The organism is Streptomyces sp. SudanB182_2057 (assembly GCF_964272715.1).
GTDB classification, from domain to species: domain Bacteria; phylum Actinomycetota; class Actinomycetes; order Streptomycetales; family Streptomycetaceae; genus Streptomyces; species Streptomyces rubradiris.
The window spans coordinates 3139546-3155011 of sequence record NZ_OZ186798.1 but is presented as its reverse complement, the minus strand read 5'-3'; the positions used below and the strand labels follow the sequence as shown (position 1 = coordinate 3155011).

General features: G+C 69.4%; 12 protein-coding genes. 7 read left to right on the top strand and 5 right to left on the bottom strand.

The window, feature by feature from the left end:
• Nucleotides 1-50 precede the first annotated feature (50 nt).
• The 6 genes from typA (at nucleotide 51) to ACSURM_RS13395 (ending at nucleotide 8681) form a co-directional block, all read left to right on the top strand.
• The gene (gene typA, locus ACSURM_RS13420; RefSeq protein WP_436955215.1) at nucleotides 51-1958 is read left to right on the top strand and encodes a translational GTPase TypA; all 1908 of its coding nucleotides are present in this window, start codon (nucleotides 51-53) and stop codon (nucleotides 1956-1958) included.
• A 483-nt stretch (nucleotides 1959-2441) separates the two neighbouring features.
• Nucleotides 2442-3482: an ABC transporter permease gene (locus ACSURM_RS13415; RefSeq protein ID WP_436955214.1), complete on the top strand. Its 1041-nt coding sequence runs from the start codon at nucleotides 2442-2444 to the stop codon at nucleotides 3480-3482.
• Between the two features lie 104 nt (nucleotides 3483-3586).
• Entirely contained in the window at nucleotides 3587-5380 is a 1794-nt protein-coding gene (locus ACSURM_RS13410) for an ABC transporter substrate-binding protein (protein ID WP_436955213.1), read from the top strand.
• Between the two features lie 106 nt (nucleotides 5381-5486).
• A complete protein-coding gene (locus ACSURM_RS13405) occupies nucleotides 5487-6464 on the top strand; it encodes an ABC transporter permease (protein ID WP_436955212.1) in 978 nt (325 codons plus the stop codon).
• Nucleotides 6465-6478: 14 nt separating this feature from the next.
• Nucleotides 6479-7540: an ABC transporter ATP-binding protein gene (locus tag ACSURM_RS13400; protein WP_436955211.1), complete on the top strand. Its 1062-nt coding sequence runs from the start codon at nucleotides 6479-6481 to the stop codon at nucleotides 7538-7540.
• A gap of 13 nt (nucleotides 7541-7553) precedes the next feature.
• On the top strand, nucleotides 7554-8681 hold the full coding sequence (locus ACSURM_RS13395) for an ABC transporter ATP-binding protein (protein WP_436955210.1): 1128 nt from the start codon (nucleotides 7554-7556) through the stop codon (nucleotides 8679-8681).
• Between the two features lie 165 nt (nucleotides 8682-8846).
• On the opposite strand, the gene ACSURM_RS13390 is transcribed toward ACSURM_RS13395, so the two are convergent.
• Entirely contained in the window at nucleotides 8847-9407 is a 561-nt protein-coding gene (locus tag ACSURM_RS13390) for a TetR/AcrR family transcriptional regulator (RefSeq protein ID WP_436955209.1), read from the bottom strand.
• On the opposite strand from ACSURM_RS13390, the gene ACSURM_RS13385 reads away from it, so the two are divergent.
• Nucleotides 9406-10206 (top strand): SDR family NAD(P)-dependent oxidoreductase, encoded by an 801-nt coding sequence (locus ACSURM_RS13385; RefSeq protein ID WP_436955208.1) that lies wholly within the window; start codon nucleotides 9406-9408, stop codon nucleotides 10204-10206. The two genes, ACSURM_RS13390 and ACSURM_RS13385, sit on opposite strands and share 2 nt — an antisense overlap.
• 261 nt (nucleotides 10207-10467) lie before the next feature.
• Here ACSURM_RS13385 and ACSURM_RS13380 read toward each other — a convergent pair whose 3' ends face one another.
• The 4 genes from ACSURM_RS13380 to ACSURM_RS13365 form a co-directional block, all read right to left on the bottom strand.
• The gene (locus tag ACSURM_RS13380) at nucleotides 10468-11511 is read right to left on the bottom strand and encodes an ABC transporter ATP-binding protein (RefSeq protein ID WP_436955207.1); all 1044 of its coding nucleotides are present in this window, start codon (nucleotides 11509-11511) and stop codon (nucleotides 10468-10470) included.
• Between the two features lie 26 nt (nucleotides 11512-11537).
• Nucleotides 11538-12563 (bottom strand): ABC transporter ATP-binding protein, encoded by a 1026-nt coding sequence (locus ACSURM_RS13375; protein ID WP_436955206.1) that lies wholly within the window; start codon nucleotides 12561-12563, stop codon nucleotides 11538-11540.
• 10 nt (nucleotides 12564-12573) lie between these two features.
• Nucleotides 12574-13554 carry an ABC transporter permease gene (locus tag ACSURM_RS13370; protein ID WP_436955205.1) on the bottom strand — a complete coding sequence of 327 codons (981 nt, stop codon included), beginning with the start codon at nucleotides 13552-13554 and terminating at the stop codon, nucleotides 12574-12576.
• Nucleotides 13555-13638: 84 nt separating this feature from the next.
• The gene (locus ACSURM_RS13365; RefSeq protein WP_436955204.1) at nucleotides 13639-15420 is read right to left on the bottom strand and encodes an ABC transporter substrate-binding protein; all 1782 of its coding nucleotides are present in this window, start codon (nucleotides 15418-15420) and stop codon (nucleotides 13639-13641) included.
• Nucleotides 15421-15466 lie beyond the last annotated feature (46 nt).

Below are 15466 nucleotides of genomic sequence, written 5' to 3'. Positions count from 1 at the left end.
CACGGACGTACGCGCAGGGCAGACCGCACACTCCGGGAGTACGCCACAATATGGCCACGCGCCACGACATCCGCAACGTCGCCATCGTCGCCCACGTCGACCACGGCAAGACCACCATCGTCGACGGCATGCTGAAGCAGGCCGGTGCCTTCGCCGCCCACCAGCTCGACCAGGTCGACGACCGGGTGATGGACTCGAACGACCTGGAGCGTGAGAAGGGCATCACGATCCTCGCCAAGAACACGGCGGTCAAGTACCACCCGAAGGACGGCGGGGACCCGATCACCATCAACATCATCGACACCCCCGGCCACGCCGACTTCGGCGGCGAGGTCGAGCGTGGTCTGTCGATGGTCGACGGTGTCGTCCTGCTCGTCGACGCCTCCGAGGGCCCGCTGCCGCAGACCCGCTTCGTGCTGCGCAAGGCGCTCCAGCAGCGGCTGCCGATCATCCTCTGCATCAACAAGACGGACCGGCCGGACTCCCGGATCGACGAGGTCGTCAACGAGACCTACGACCTCTTCCTCGACCTGGACGCCGACGAGGAGCAGATCGAGTTCCCGATCGTCTACGCCTGCGGCCGGGACGGCGTCGCCTCCCTGACCAAGCCGGAGGACGGCACGGTCCCCGCCGACTCCACCAACCTGGAGCCCTTCTTCTCCACCATCCTGGAGCACATCCCGGCCCCGACCTACGACGAGGACGCCCCGCTCCAGGCGCACGTCACCAACCTGGACGCCGACAACTTCCTCGGCCGTATCGCGCTGCTCCGCGTGCACCAGGGCGAGCTGAAGAAGGGCCAGACCGTGGCCTGGATGAAGCGCGACGGGTCCGTGAGCAACGTGCGCATCTCCGAGCTGATGATGACCGAGGCGCTCACCCGCAAGCCCGCCGAGAAGGCCGGCCCCGGTGACATCTGCGCGGTCGCCGGTATCCCGGACATCATGATCGGCGAGACCCTGGCCGACCAGGAGAACCCGGTCCCGCTGCCGCTGATCACGGTGGACGAGCCCGCGATCTCCATGGTGATCGGCACCAACACCTCCCCGCTGGTCGGCCGCGGCGCCACCGGCAAGGGCGCCGACAACAAGGCGGCCGTCAAGGACCGCAAGGTCACCGCCCGCCAGGTCAAGGACCGCCTGGACCGCGAGCTGATCGGCAACGTCTCGCTCCGCGTCCTGGACACCGAGCGCCCGGACGCCTGGGAGGTGCAGGGCCGCGGTGAGCTGGCGCTGGCCATCCTGGTCGAGCAGATGCGCCGCGAGGGCTTCGAGCTGACCATCGGCAAGCCGCAGGTCGTCACCAAGGAGGTCGACGGCAAGACGTACGAGCCCGTCGAGCGCATGACGATCGACGTGCCCGAGGAGCACATGGGCGCGGTCACGCAGCTCATGGGCGTCCGCAAGGGCCGCATGGACAACATGTCCAACCACGGCTCCGGCTGGGTCCGCATGGAGTTCGTCGTGCCGTCCCGCGGTCTGATCGGGTTCCGTACCGAGTTCCTGACCCAGACCCGCGGCACCGGTATCGCCCACTCCATCCACGAGGGCCACGAGCCCTGGTTCGGCACCCTGCAGACCCGGAACAACGGCTCCCTGGTCGCCGACCGCTCCGGTGCCGTCACCGCGTTCGCGATGACGAACCTCCAGGAGCGCGGCGTGCTCTTCGTGGAGCCGGGCACCGAGGTGTACGAGGGCATGATCGTCGGCGAGAACTCCCGCTCCGACGACATGGACGTCAACATCACCAAGGAGAAGAAGCTCACCAACATGCGGTCCTCGACGGCCGATGTGACCGAGTCGATCGTGCCGCCGCGCAAGCTGTCGCTGGAGCAGTCGCTGGAGTTCTGCCGCGACGACGAGTGCGTCGAGGTGACGCCGGAGGCCGTTCGCATCCGCAAGGTCGTGCTCGACCAGCGGGACCGCGCCCGCGCCGCGAGCCGCGCCAAGCACGGCTGATCTCCCGGCCCCCTGAGCCCGGGTGCCCCCGTCATGGGGGCACCCGGGCTTTTCGCAACCCTTTTTTCGGGGCCCGATGTCCGACATGCGGTGATCGGTGCCCGATAGCCATGTAACAAGTCCGTTTCGTGCCTTCTTCCGGCGAACAGTTTGTCCAGATTTTGGAAGGTCTACGCGCGAGCCGTGACTGAATTGAGATCTACGAGCGGTGGTCGGTAGTCGGCCCATGGCAGATAGTTAGCGGCGTAGCGCTCGGGTCAATGGGTCTCGCGCTGTGGGGACGGCGCCCGACTCACGAGCACCAGGGGGTGTCTGACCCTCCGTCAGGGGTGTCGGAGGGTGGACGGGAACCCCCTCCTGTTGGTGGACACGTGAAGTCATGAGGAGGGAACCCCAGTCGTCACGCGCGTCCGGCCGCGGTCACGCGCGTCCTCGGAGTACCCGGGTATCTCTCACACTCATACCTGTTGAAACGGACGAACCGTGACAAGTCCTATCGATACAGAGGGCGGCGGGGCGTCGGCCGTCGTCTCCGGCGCGTTACGGCCGGGGCCGGGGAGCCAGGCCGCCGAACTCGCGGGCCGGTCGCCCGGCCGGCTGATGTGGCTGCGCTTCAGGCGCGACCGCACGGGCGTGATCTGCGCCGCGGTGGTGATCGGCTACTTCGTCGTCGCGCTGCTCGCGCCGCTGCTGGTGAAGCTGCCCGGCACCGATCCGTACACCCTCTACGGCCAGGATCCCACCTACGCCGACCGTCCCGTGCTCGACGAATTCGGGCTTCCGCTCGGCTACTTGGGGGGTGTCTCGGGCGAGCACTGGTTCGGCGTCGAGCCGCAGTACGGCCGCGATCTCTTCGCCATGCTGGTGTACGGCATGCGCACCTCCCTGTACATGGCGCTCGGCATCACCCTCCTCATCATGCTCACCGGGGTCGTCATCGGCCTGGTCGGCGGGTACTTCGGCGGGCGCACGGACTACTGGATCGGCCGCGGCACCGACTTCTTCCTCTCCTTTCCGCAGCAGCTGTTCTTCATCGCGTTCATGCCCGTCGTGACGTCGTTCTTCGTGGACCCGCGCGAGGAGACGCCGACCTACTTCCGCGCCATGGCGATGCTGATCGTGCTGTGGCTGCTGGGCTGGATGGGCATGGCCCGGCTGGTGCGCTCCACCGTACTTTCCCTGCGCGAACGGGAGTTCGTGGAGGCGGCCCGGGTCTCGGGCGCCTCGCCGTGGCGGATCGTCCGCAAGGAGATCCTGCCCAACGTCGTCACCCCGATCCTGGTGCAGTTCACGTACCAGTTGCCCAGCACCATCCTCGGCATCGCCTTCCTGTCCTTCGCCGGGGTCGGCTTCGTCGAGCCGACGCCCGACTGGGGACGCCTCTTCGCCGCCGGCGCCCGGTACGCCGAACAGGACCCGGCGTTCATGTTCTTCCCCGGGGTGGCGCTGGTGATCTTCGTCCTGTGCTTCAACCTCCTCGGGGACTCCGTACGGGACGCGTTCGACCCCAAGTCCGGGCGCTAGCACGTCCGTTGGGTGGGGGGTGGCTGCCGCCCCCGCCGGCCCGACCGGCCGGCGCCCGGCAGATCTCACGGATAACAGACCCGACAGGTAGGTGGACAGCCCACATGATGTCTCAGCGTGCCCGCGCAGCGCGTGCCGTCGTGATCGCCCTCGCGGCCGGCTCCCTCGCTCTCACGGCCTGCTCGAAGAACGAGGGCGGCAAGTCCGGGAAGGACACCGACGAGGACCAGAAGGAGGCGGCGGTCCAGTCCCAGCCGGTCACCTACGCCGACGCCGCGGGATCGACCGGACCCGCCGAGGACGTGCCCGGCGCCAGGCGCGGCGGCACGATCACCGTCTACCAGGAACAGGGCCTGTCCCACCTGGACCCCGGCCAGATCTACGTCAACGACTCCGGCCAGGTCGCCAACCTGCTCTTCCGCCGCCTGACCCAGTTCAAGGAGGACGACAAGGGCAACGTCTCGGTCGTCGGCGACCTCGCCACCGACTCCGGCAAGTCCTCCGACGGCGGCAAGACCTGGACGTACACGCTGAAGGACGGCGTCAAGGACGAGAACGGCAACGCCCTCACCTCGGCCGACGTCCGGCACACCGTGGAGCGCCAGTACGCGAAGTTCATCTTCGACGGCCCCACCTATCTGCAGACCTGGCTGAGCGGCACCGACTACCGCAAGGCCCTGCCCGGCGGCGGCTTCGACGGCAAGCACCTGCCGGCCTCGGTGCTCGACACCCCCGACGACAAGACGGTGGTCTTCCACTTCGACCAGCCGCGCCCGGACCTGCCGCAGACGCTCGCCATGCACGGCTACGCCGTCGTCCCCGAGAAGGGCGACACCAAGGAGCGGTACGAGAAGAAGCCGGTCGCCACCGGACCGTACAAGATCGCGGAGAACAAGGCGGGAAAGACGCTGAAGCTGGTGCGGAACACCGGCTGGGACCCGAAGACCGACTCCGTGCGCCTCCAGTACGTCGACGGCTTCACCATCCAGTTCGGCGTCACCGAGTCCACCCAGACCAAGCGGCTGCTCGCCGACGAGGGCGACAACAAGAACGCCATCCAGCTCACCGGCGGCATCGACGCCACCCAGATCCAGGACGTCATCAAGAACCCGGAGGCCAACAAGCGCACCGTCAGGGGCTACCAGCCCTTCGTCATGGCGCTGACCTTCAACCTCGACCGGGTCAAGAACAAGAAGGTCCGTGAGGCCGCCGCCTACGCGGTCAACTCCAAGTCCCTCATCGCCGGCGAGGGCGGCGCCTACGGCGGTGAGGTCGCGCCGAACCTCTTCGCGCCGACGCTGCCCGGCTACGAGCCCTCCTACGACCCCTACGGCCGGCTGAAGACCCCGCAGGGCAACCTCGCCAAGGCCAAGGAGCTCCTCGCCGAGATCCCGGCCGCCGAGAAGAAGCTGGTCCTCGCCTACACCAACAGCGAGCAGGGCCAGCGGCGCAAGGTCGCCCTGGAGGACGCGCTGAGCAAGGCCGGGTTCGACATCGTGGCCAAGGAGATCGACGCGGCCAGCTACTACGAGCAGATCGGCAAGCTCGACAACCCCTACGACATGTACATCACCGGCTGGGGCCAGGACTGGCCGTCCCCGGGCACGGTCGTCACCCCGATCTACGACGGCTCGCAGGTCTTCGACGGCTCCTCCAACTACTCGCACGTGAAGGACCCGACGGTCGACGCCCTCATCAAGAAGGCGCTGACCCAGCAGCCGGCCGAGGCGGCCAAGACCTGGAAGGAAGCCCACCACCACCTGCTGGAGAACGTCCTCCCGGCGGCCCCGCTGTGGTACGCGAAGCAGTTCCAGCTCTCCGGCTCGAACGTGGGCGGCGCCCGCTACGGCACGGTGTCCAGCCTCATCGACATCAACCGGCTGTACCTGAAGTCGTGACGTCCGGCCGGGGCGGCGGAGCGCGCCGCGCGGCGGGCGCCCCGCCGCCCCGGCCCCGGTCCGCCCACCGTCTCCCACCGACTCCGCAGAGAGCAGCCAGCCCGCCATGGTCCAGTTCATCCTCCGGCGCACGGTCGGCGCCTTCGTCACGCTGTTCCTCATCGGGGCGGCGACGTTCTTCCTCTTCGTGGCCGCACCCTCCGACTACGCCTCCCTGGCCTGCGGCAAGGACTGCTCGCCCCAGCGGCTGGCGGACATCAGGGAGGCGCTGGGGCTCGACCTGCCCCTGGCCCGGCAGTTCTGGGACTTCATGTCCGGCATCGTGACGGGCCGGGACTTCCCGACCGGTCACTGCTCGGCGCCCTGCCTGGGCGTGTCGTTCTACTCCGGGGACATGGTCTGGAGCACCATCATGGACCGGTTCCCGCTGACCCTCACCCTGACCGCCGGCGGCGCCGTCGTCTTCCTCCTCGTCGGGATCGGCGCCGGCATGATCGCCGCCTACCGGCGCGGCACCCTGGTGGACAAGGTCGCCACCGGCACCTCCATGGTGCTCAGCTCCTTCCAGATCTACTTCCTCGGCCCGGTCGTGCTGACGATCCTCGTCTACAGCACCGGCTGGATGGAGGACCCGAAGTACGTGCCCCTCACCCGGGACCCGGTCGGCTGGTTCGTCGGGATGTCGATCCCGGTCTGCGTGCTGGCCACGATCTTCACCGCGCAGTACACCCGTATGGCCCGCTCGTCGATGATCGAGCAGCTCGCCGAGGACCACGTACGCACCGCGCGCGCCAAGGGCATGTCCCGCAGATACGTCTTCCTGCGCTACGCCTGGCGCGGCTCGCTCATCCCCATCGTCACCATCCTCGGCATCGACGTCAGCTCCATGCTGGGCGGCGCCGTCGTCACCGAACTGACCTTCTCCCTCCAGGGCATCGGCCGGCTCGCCGTGGACGGCGCGGTCAACAAGGACCTGCCGCTGACCATGGGAGTGATGCTGTTCGGCGCCTTCTTCATCCTGCTCATCAACATCCTCACCGACATCACGTACGCGTGGATCGACCCCCGCATCCGGCTCTCCTAGGAAGACCAGCCATTGTGACCACAGTGACCAAGGCCGGGGGCGCACCGGCCCCGGCCGGGCCGGGCGGATTCCTCTCGGTGCGCGATCTCCGGGTGACGTTCTCCACCGAGGACGGGCCGGTCCGGGCCGTCGACGGGCTCTCCTTCGACGTCGACCGCGGCCGGACCCTCGGCATCGTGGGCGAGTCGGGCTCGGGCAAGTCGGTCACCAACCTGACCGTCCTCGGGCTGCACGACCCGCTGTTCACGACCGTCGACGGGGAGATCGTCCTGGACGGCAAGGAGCTGATCACCGCCGGCGAGAAGGAGCTGGAGCGGCTCCGCGGCAACCGGGTGGCGATGATCTTCCAGGACCCGCTCACCGCGCTGTCGCCCTTCTACACCATCGGCCGGCAGATCGCCGAGCCGTACATGAAGCACACCGGCGCCTCGAAGAAGGCCGCCTGGGCACGTGCCGTGGAGATGCTCGGCAAGGTCGGCATCCCGAACCCCGCGGAGCGCGCCCGGGACTATCCGCACCAGTTCTCCGGCGGCATGCGCCAGCGCGCGATGATCGCCATGGCGCTGGTGTGCGACCCGGACCTGCTGATCGCGGACGAGCCGACCACCGCGCTGGACGTGACCGTGCAGGCCCAGATCCTGGATCTGCTGAAGGACCTCCAGCGGGAGTTCGGCACCGCGATCGTCTTCATCACCCACGACCTCGGGGTCATCGCCGACATGGCCGACGACATCATGGTGATGTACGCCGGGCGGGCGGTGGAGCGGGGCACGGTCGACGAGGTGCTCCGCGCGCCGCGGCACCCGTACACCTGGGGCCTGCTGAACTCCATGCCCCGGCTGGACTCCGACCTCGCCACCCCGCTGGCGCCGATCCCCGGGACACCGCCGAGCCTGCTCCACCCGCCGTCCGGCTGCCGCTTCCATCCCCGGTGCGCCTTCCGGGACCGGGTCGGCGGCGACCGTTGCGTCACCGAGAGCCCCGCGCTGGCGCCGGGCCGCTCCTCGGCGTGCCATCTGGGCGCCGAACAGAAACGCACCATCTTCGCCGAAGAGATCAGGCCCCGACTGGGCTAGGAGGACAACCGCCATGAAAGAGGACCTGGTCCTCCCCGCCGCCCGCGAGGCCGCCGCGGACGCGCCGCCGGAACCCCTGCTGGAGGTCTCCGGGCTGGTCAAGCACTTCCCGGTGAAGGGCGGCTTCCCCATCAAGCGAACTGTCGGCGCCGTGCAGGCCGTCGACGGGCTGGACTTCCGGGTCGCGCCGGGCGAGAGCTTCGGCCTGGTCGGCGAGTCCGGCTGTGGCAAGTCGACCACCGGCCGGCTGATCACCCGCCTGCTGGAACCGACCGGCGGGACGATCACCTACCGCGGCCGGGACATCAGCCACGCCACGCGCAGGCAGCTCGCCCCCGTCCGCTCCGAGATCCAGATGATCTTCCAGGACCCGTACTCGTCACTGAACCCGCGGCAGACGGTCGGCAAGATCATCTCCGGGCCGATGGAGATCAACGGCATCGACCCGGAAGGCGGCCGGGAGAAGCGGGTCCGCGAGCTCCTGGAGATCGTCGGCCTGAACCCCGAGCACTACAACCGGTTCCCGCACGAGTTCTCCGGCGGCCAGCGCCAGCGCATCGGCGTCGCCCGGGCGTTGGCCCTGGAGCCGAAGCTGATCGTCGCCGACGAGCCGGTCTCCGCCCTGGACGTCTCCATCCAGGCCCAGGTCGTCAACCTGCTCCAGAAGGTGCAGAGGGAACTCGGCATCGCGTTCGTGTTCATCGCCCACGACCTCGCCATCGTCCGGCACTTCTCCCAGCGCGTCGCCGTGATGTACCTCGGCAAGATCATCGAGATGGGGGACCGCGACTCCATCTACACCCGCCCCCGCCACCCCTACACCCACGCCCTGCTCTCCGCCGTCCCCGAGGTGACCCTGACGGAGGGCGAGGCGCCCCGGCGCGAGCGGATCCGGCTGGCCGGTGACGTGCCGTCGCCCATCTCCCCGCCCTCCGGCTGCCGCTTCCGCACCCGCTGCTGGAAGGCCCAGGACAAGTGCGCCGCCGAGGAACCGCCCCTGCTCCGGCTCTCCGGCAACCGCGACGGCCACCTCACGGCCTGCCACTTCCCGGAGGAGCCGACCACCGGCGCCCGGGCCGAGGACATCGTGCTGGACCCGGCACTGACGGCGCTGGAGGAGGAGCGGACCGACCGGGCCTAGGGACCGCCGCCCCGTCCGGGGAGCGGTGCGCGGCGCCCCGCCGGGACGTCCGGACGGCGGCGGGGAACCGGCACGGCCGTGCGGCCGGCGCCGGGTCGAGCGGTCGACGCCCGGCCGCTGCCGCCGCACGGGCCGTCGGCAGCGGGCGTCCCCGCCGCGCGGGGCTCAGGCGGCCAGTGTCTCCATCGCCCGGTCCAGGAGGACGGAGACGGGGGTGGCCCCGTCGCACGCCAGCCACGCGGCACCGGCCGCGTCCAGGCACGCGAGCGCGGCGCCGACGAGCGCGTGCGCCCGGGAGTCCCGGGTGTCGGCCGGGTCCACGCCCAGCCGCCGGGAGACCTCGGGCACCAGCAGGGTCTGCCAGCGCAGCTGCTTCTCCCAGTGCCGGGCCCTCAGCGACGGGGTCTCGCAGAGCATGCGGAGCAGCTTCAGGGTCCGCTCGGGCGACTCTTCCTCGTCCCGGATGATCACGTCGAAGGCGCGGCGCAGTGCCTTCCAGGGCGGCTCCTCCTCCGGCCGGGCGGCGAGCGCCTCCGCGAGCGCGTGGCCGTACTCCTCGAGGTGGCCGAGGACGATGTCCTCCTTCGTGCCGAAGTGGCGGAAGAGGCTGGCCCGCGAGAGCCCCGCCTCGGCGGCGATCCGGTCCACGGTCGTGCCGTCGAACCCGTGCTCGGCGAAGAGCCGGATCGCCACCTCTGCGACCTCGGCGCGCATCGCCTGCCGCATGCGGTCACGCAGGGCGGGCGGCCGGGGACCGGCGTCACCGGGAGTCGTCAAGGCCAAGACCTGGTTCATCACGGCCTCGTCCCGCGGCTTCGGCCGCCGGTTCGCGGAAGCGGCCCTCTCCCGGGGCGACAGGGTCGCGGCCACCGCCCGTGACACCACCGCGCTCGCGGACCTCGTCACCGCCTACGGGGACGCCGTACTGCCGATAGCCCTGGACGTGCGGGACAAGGGCGCCGTCGGCACCGCGGTCGAGGAACTGGGCGAGGAGCAGGTCCGGGACCAGTTCGAGACCAACTTCTTCGGCGCGCTGTGGGTGACGCAGGCCGCCCTGCCGTTCCTGCGCGCCCAGGGCGGCGGCCACATCGTCCAGATCTCCTCGTTCGGCGGAGTCACGACCTGGCCGAACATGGGCGGCTACCACGCCTCGAAGTGGGCCCTGGAAGGGCTGACCGACACCCTGGCCCGGGAAGTGGCCGGGTTCGGCGTCAAGGTCACGCTGGTCGAGCCCGACAACTTCGCCACCGACGCGGCGGGCCCCTCCGGTGTCCACGCCCGGCCCCTGTCCGTCTATGACGGGATGCGAGCCGCAGTGGCCGCCGCTTTCAGCGGTGCCCCGGCCGGCGACCCCGCCGCGGCCGGCCGGGCGCTGCTGGAGATCGTCGACGCGGAGAACCCGCCGCTGCGGGTCTTCTTCGGCGCCTCCTCCCTCCCGGCCGTCGCCCAGGTCTACGCCGAGCGGCTGAAGACCTGGGAGGACTGGGCCGACGTGTCCGCGCTGGCCGAGGGCGGGCGGCGGTGACGAGAGGGCCGTACGTGTCCCAGGGGCCCTCGGGCCGCCCCCGGGGCACGGCACCTCCGGGACCGGCGGGCCTCCGTGACGGTCTCCGGGGCCGCGACCGGACCACGTGAGGGTTCGCCGTCCGAACCGGTGGGGTACGAAGGAGGGCCCGCGCCTGGGCAGGCGCGGGCCCTCGTCCCCTGGACCGGACGTTCATGGGCTCGGGTCAATGGGCCGGTGAAAGTCCGTTCCGCGAAGGGGCGGCCGACGGAAAGGGGTGTGTCAGGCCGCCGCCTCGGGGTCCTTGGAGAGGCGCGGGGCGGGCACGGTGTCCGCCGTCTCCGGGTAGTGGCAGGCCGTCAGGTGGCCCGGCTTGTTGCCCTCCACCCGCACCAGCGGCGGCGCCTCCGACGCGCACTTCTCGGTCGCCTTCCAGCAGCGGGTGCGGAAGCGGCAGCCGGAGGGCGGGTTGATCGGCGACGGCACGTCACCGGTCAGCCGGATGCGCTCGCGCGGCTCCTCGTCCACCGTCGCCTCGGGCACGGCGGACAGCAGGGCCCGCGTGTAGGGGTGGCGCGGGTTGCCGTACAGGTCCTCGCGGTCGGCGATCTCCACGATCTTGCCGAGGTACATCACGGCGACGCGCTGGGAGAAGTGCCGGACGATGGCCAGGTCGTGGGCGATGAACACGAACGCGATGCCGAGTTCCCTCTGCACCTTCTGGAGCAGGTTGACGACCTGGGCCTGGATGGAGACGTCCAGGGCGGAGACCGGCTCGTCGGCGACGATCAGCTTCGGCTCCAGGGCCAACGCCCGGGCGACGCCGATGCGCTGGCGCTGGCCGCCGGAGAACTCGTGCGGGAACCGGTTGTAGTGCTCGGGGTTCAGGCCGACGATCTCCAGGAGCTCGCGGACCCGCTTCTCCCGGCCGCCTTCCGGATTGATGCCGTTGATCTCCATCGGCCCGGAGATGATCTTGCCGACCGTCTGCCGCGGGTTCAGCGAGGCGTACGGGTCCTGGAAGATCATCTGGATCTCGGAGCGGATCGGCGCCAGTTCCCTGCGGCCGGCGTGCGTGATGTCCTGACCCTGGTAGGTGATCTTGCCGGCGGTCGGTTCCAGCAGGCGGGTGATCAGCCGGCCGGTGGTCGACTTGCCGCAGCCGGACTCGCCGACCAGGCCCAGGCTCTCGCCCGGGGCGACCTGGAAGTCCAGCCCGTCGACGGCCTGCACGGCGCCGACGGTCCGCTTGATGGGGAAGCCGCCCTTGATCGGGAAGTGCTTGGTGAGCCCGGAGACGTCCAGGAGGGGGGTGGTGCTGCTCATGGTGGTGAAGTCCCGTCTGAAGACCGTCAGTGGGTGCGGGCCGCGGCGTGGTCGGAGAACAACTCGCGCTTCTGCTCCGGCGTCAGATGGCAGGCGGCGGCCCGCCCGTCCACGAACTCCAGCGCGGGCCGCTCACTGGAGCACCGCCCGCCGGCCACCTGATCGGCGAACGCGCACCGGGGGTGGAAGCGGCAGCCGGACGGCGGGTTGAGCAGGGAGGGCGGCGAGCCGGGGATCGGCGACAGCGGTACGTCGACCGGCCCGTCCAGGCTCGGCATGGAGCCGAGCAGCCCCAGCGTGTACGGGTGCTGCGGGGTCTGGAGCACTTCCTTCTTGGTGCCGCGCTCCACGCACCGGCCGCCGTACATCACCAGCACGTCGTCCGCGATGTCCGCGATGACGCCCAGGTCGTGCGTGATGAAGATGATCGCGGTGCCGAACTCCTGCTGGAGGTCCTTCAGCAGGTCCATGATCTGCGCCTGGACCGTCACGTCGAGGGCCGTGGTCGGCTCGTCGGCGATCAGCAGCTCGGGGTCGCACACCAGCGCCATGGCGATCATCGCGCGCTGGCGCATACCGCCGGAGAACTGGTGCGGGTAGTCGTCCACCCGGACGTCGGGCTGCGGGATGCCGACCCGGCGGAGCATCTCGACCGCGCGCTCCCGGGCCTCCTTCTTGGAGCAGCCGGTGTGCTTGCGGTACGTCTCGCCGATCTGCGCGCCGATGGTGTGGTACGGCGACAGCGAGGCCAGCGCGTCCTGGAAGATCATCGACATCTTGTTGCCGCGGAGCTGTTCCAGCTCCTTCTCGGTGGCGGTGACCAGCTCCTTGCCGTCGAGCAGGATCTCGCCGTCGAGGGCGGTGTTGCGCGGGTCGTGCAGGCCCAGGATCGCCATGTTGGTGACGGACTTGCCGGAGCCGGACTCGCCGACGATGCCGAGGGTCTTGCCCTTCTCCAGGTCGAAGGAGAGCCCGTCGACGGCCTTGACGACGCCGTCCTCGGTGGAGAAGTGCACCTTGAGGTCGCGGACGGAGAGGAAGGGGGTGCTCATGGGTCTCTCCTTAGGCGAGGCGCACGCGCGGGTCGATCAGGGCGTACACGGCGTCCACGAGGATGTTGAAGACGATGATCGCGGCGGCGGCGACCATGATGACGCCCAGCAGGATCGGCAGGTCGTTGGTGCCGACCGCCTTCACCGAGAGCATGCCGAGGCCCTGGAGGCTGAAGGTCGACTCGGTGATGATCGCGCCGCCGAGCAGCACACCGAGGTCGAGACCGAAGATGGTGATGATCGGGCCCATGGCACCGCGCCAGGCGAACCGGAAGAACACCGTGCGGCGGGACAGGCCCTTGGCGCGGGCCGTGCGCACGTAGTCCTGCGTGAGCGATTCGACCATCTGCGAACGGGTCATACGGGTGTAGTTCGCGGTGAAGATCAGCGACAGCACCAGCCACGGCACCAGCAGGCCGGAGAACCACTTGCCGGGGTTGTCGGTGAACGGCGTGTAGCTGGCCCGGTCCAGCAGGTGCAGCTGGTCGACCAGGAGGTAGGTGGCGAACACACCGACCACGTAGATCTGCATCGAGGAGGCGATCAGCGAGGCCGAGCTGGCGATCTTGTCCAGCGCCTTGCCCTGCTTGACGGCGGCCAGCATGCCGGTGCCGACACCGAAGATCAGGAAGACCACGGCCGCGCCGAGGGACAGGGAGATGGTGGTGGGGAAGCGGTCCAGGATGGTGTCCAGCACCGGCTCACGGCTCTGGAACGAGTACCCCAGGCAGGGCGCGTCGCAGTGCCCGTACGAGGTGTAGTCCCGCCCCACGAACAGGCCCTTGAGCCATTCCCAGTACTGCATGGGGAGCGGATCGGAGATCCCCAGGTTCTTCTTCACCAACTCCAGGGTCTCCGGGGTGCAGACCTTGCCGCAGGCGATGCGGGCGGGGTCGCGCGGAGCGGCGTAGAACAGGACGAACACCAGGGCGCTGATGATCAGCAGAATCACCGCGGCGCCGAGGATCCGGCGGACGAGGAAGCGGAACATGGCAGTTGGGATTTCCTGACGGATGCCGTAGGGGGGAGAGACGGCGGGGCGGCACCGGGGCCGCCCCGCCTAGGGGGCCGTACGTCAGGCCTTGACGAAGGTCTTGTACAGCAGCGTGGCGGAGAAGTTCGGGTCGAACTGCGCGCCGCCGACCTTGTTTCCGTAGACGTAGAAGCGGCGGGTGAACGTCTCGGGGATGACCGGGGCGACCTCCTCCATGATCCGCTTGTCGAGGGCCATCCAGGCCTTGCCGGCCTCGTTCTGGTCGCTGATGACCGCGTTCTTCTTGATGCCCTCGTTGATCCAGTCCACGTTGGTCTGCGAGACGTTGTTCTTGCCGTCGCCGATGGCATCGCCGTCGTACAGCGGCTGGAGCATCGTGTAGGCGGTCGGCCAGTCCGGGGACCAGCCGCCCCACATCACGTCGTAGCTGTTGTCGACCTGCTGGACCTGGTCGTAGTAGGACGTGGAGTCGATCGGCTTGATGACCGGGGAGAAGCCGGCCGCCTTGAGCGCGTTCTCGATGACGACCTTGGTCTTGTTGTAGGTCGGGTCGTTCGGGAAGGCGTAGACGATCTTCTGGCCTTCCTTCCCGGCCTCCTTCAGCAGCTTCTTCGCGGCCTCCGGGTCGCCCTGCGGCTTCTTCAGCTTGCCGTACACATCGGACTTCTCGTAGCCGATGATGTCGGGGCTGAGGGTCGTCGTGGCGATGTCACCGGCGGACGGGCCGCCGTAGATCTGCCGGATCTGCTGGAGCGGCCAGGCGTGGATCAGGGCCTGGCGGACCTTCAGGTCGGTGACCCGCTTGGTGTTGATCCAGTAGAAGTAGGTGCCGCCGATCAGGCCGTTGAAGGTGCGCTTCTTCAGCTCCGGGTCGGTCAGGACCTTCTGGATGCGCTCGGCCGGGACGCCCTTGTAGATGGAGACCGCGTAGGCGTCGTTGCCCTGGGAGGCGATGAGGCGGTCGGTGGAGTCGAGGATCTCCACGCCGAAGCGGAACTCGAAGCCGTCCGGGTAGGCGTTGCGGATCGGGTCCGTCTTCGGGTCCCAGTGCTTGTTGCGGGTCAGCACCATCGACTTGTCGGTGGTGTGCGCCTTCACCATGTACGGGCCGGAGGCGACCGGCTTCTTGTCGTACTTCTCCTTGGTGTCCAGCTTCGCCGGCACCGGGGCGTAGGAGTGCATCGCCAGGGTGAAGTTGAAGTCCGGCTTGGACTCGGCCAGCTTGAAGGTGATCGTCCGCTTCGCCTTGTCGGTGACGATCGAGTCGAGGTGCTTGCCCTTGTACGGGCCCTCGTAGGCGTCACGCCACTTGCCGGCCTTGCCGGTCAGCGCGCGCTGGACGTAGTCGGCGCCCTCGGTGACGAACGTGGCCCAGGAGCGCTCGATGCCGTGGCGGACGTCCTCGACGGTCAGCTCGCTGCCGTCCTCCCACTTCAGACCCTCCTTCAGCGTGAAGGTCCAGGTCTTGTTGTCGGCGGAGGAGGTGCCGGTGTCGGTGGCCAGGTCGCCGACCAGCTTCTGCCGGCCGTTGGCGTCGATCTTGTAGCCGGTCAGGCAGCGGTGCAGCACGTTCGCGACGGTGGAGTTGTACGCGTAGTAGATGCGCTGCGGGTCCAGGTGCGAGAAGTCGTCCGGGGCCAGGCCGTAGATCGTCCCGCCCTTCTTCGCGCCGGGGACCTCCGGGGCCGGGCCGGTGGAGTCGGCCTGGGTGCCGATGGTGACCTGGGCGCCGGTGTACTCCGTGGCGCCGGCGCTCGGGGTGCCGCCGCCGCCCGCGTCACCGCTGCTGCACGCGGACAGCACCGTGGAGCCCGCGGCCGCGACGGACGTGGCGATCAGGAAGTTTCTGCGGGAAAAGGACATGGCTGGCCTGTTCTGCTGGAGGAACGAAGTGGTGCTGGGACCCCGG

Bases quoted from the DNA above. Each gene is read 5' to 3' on its own strand.
- typA (WP_436955215.1), top strand. From the start codon at position 51: ATGGCCACGCGCCACGACATCCGCAACGTCGCCATCGTCGCCCACGTC.
- ACSURM_RS13410 (WP_436955213.1), top strand. From the start codon at position 3,587: ATGATGTCTCAGCGTGCCCGCGCAGCGCGTGCCGTCGTGATCGCCCTC.
- ACSURM_RS13405 (WP_436955212.1), top strand. From the start codon at position 5,487: ATGGTCCAGTTCATCCTCCGGCGCACGGTCGGCGCCTTCGTCACGCTG.
- ACSURM_RS13395 (WP_436955210.1), top strand. From the start codon at position 7,554: ATGAAAGAGGACCTGGTCCTCCCCGCCGCCCGCGAGGCCGCCGCGGAC.
- ACSURM_RS13385 (WP_436955208.1), top strand. From the start codon at position 9,406: ATGCGGTCACGCAGGGCGGGCGGCCGGGGACCGGCGTCACCGGGAGTC.
- ACSURM_RS13390 (WP_436955209.1), bottom strand. From the start codon at position 9,407: ATGCGGCAGGCGATGCGCGCCGAGGTCGCAGAGGTGGCGATCCGGCTC.
- ACSURM_RS13380 (WP_436955207.1), bottom strand. From the start codon at position 11,511: ATGAGCAGCACCACCCCCCTCCTGGACGTCTCCGGGCTCACCAAGCAC.
- ACSURM_RS13375 (WP_436955206.1), bottom strand. From the start codon at position 12,563: ATGAGCACCCCCTTCCTCTCCGTCCGCGACCTCAAGGTGCACTTCTCC.
- ACSURM_RS13370 (WP_436955205.1), bottom strand. From the start codon at position 13,554: ATGTTCCGCTTCCTCGTCCGCCGGATCCTCGGCGCCGCGGTGATTCTG.
- ACSURM_RS13365 (WP_436955204.1), bottom strand. From the start codon at position 15,420: ATGTCCTTTTCCCGCAGAAACTTCCTGATCGCCACGTCCGTCGCGGCC.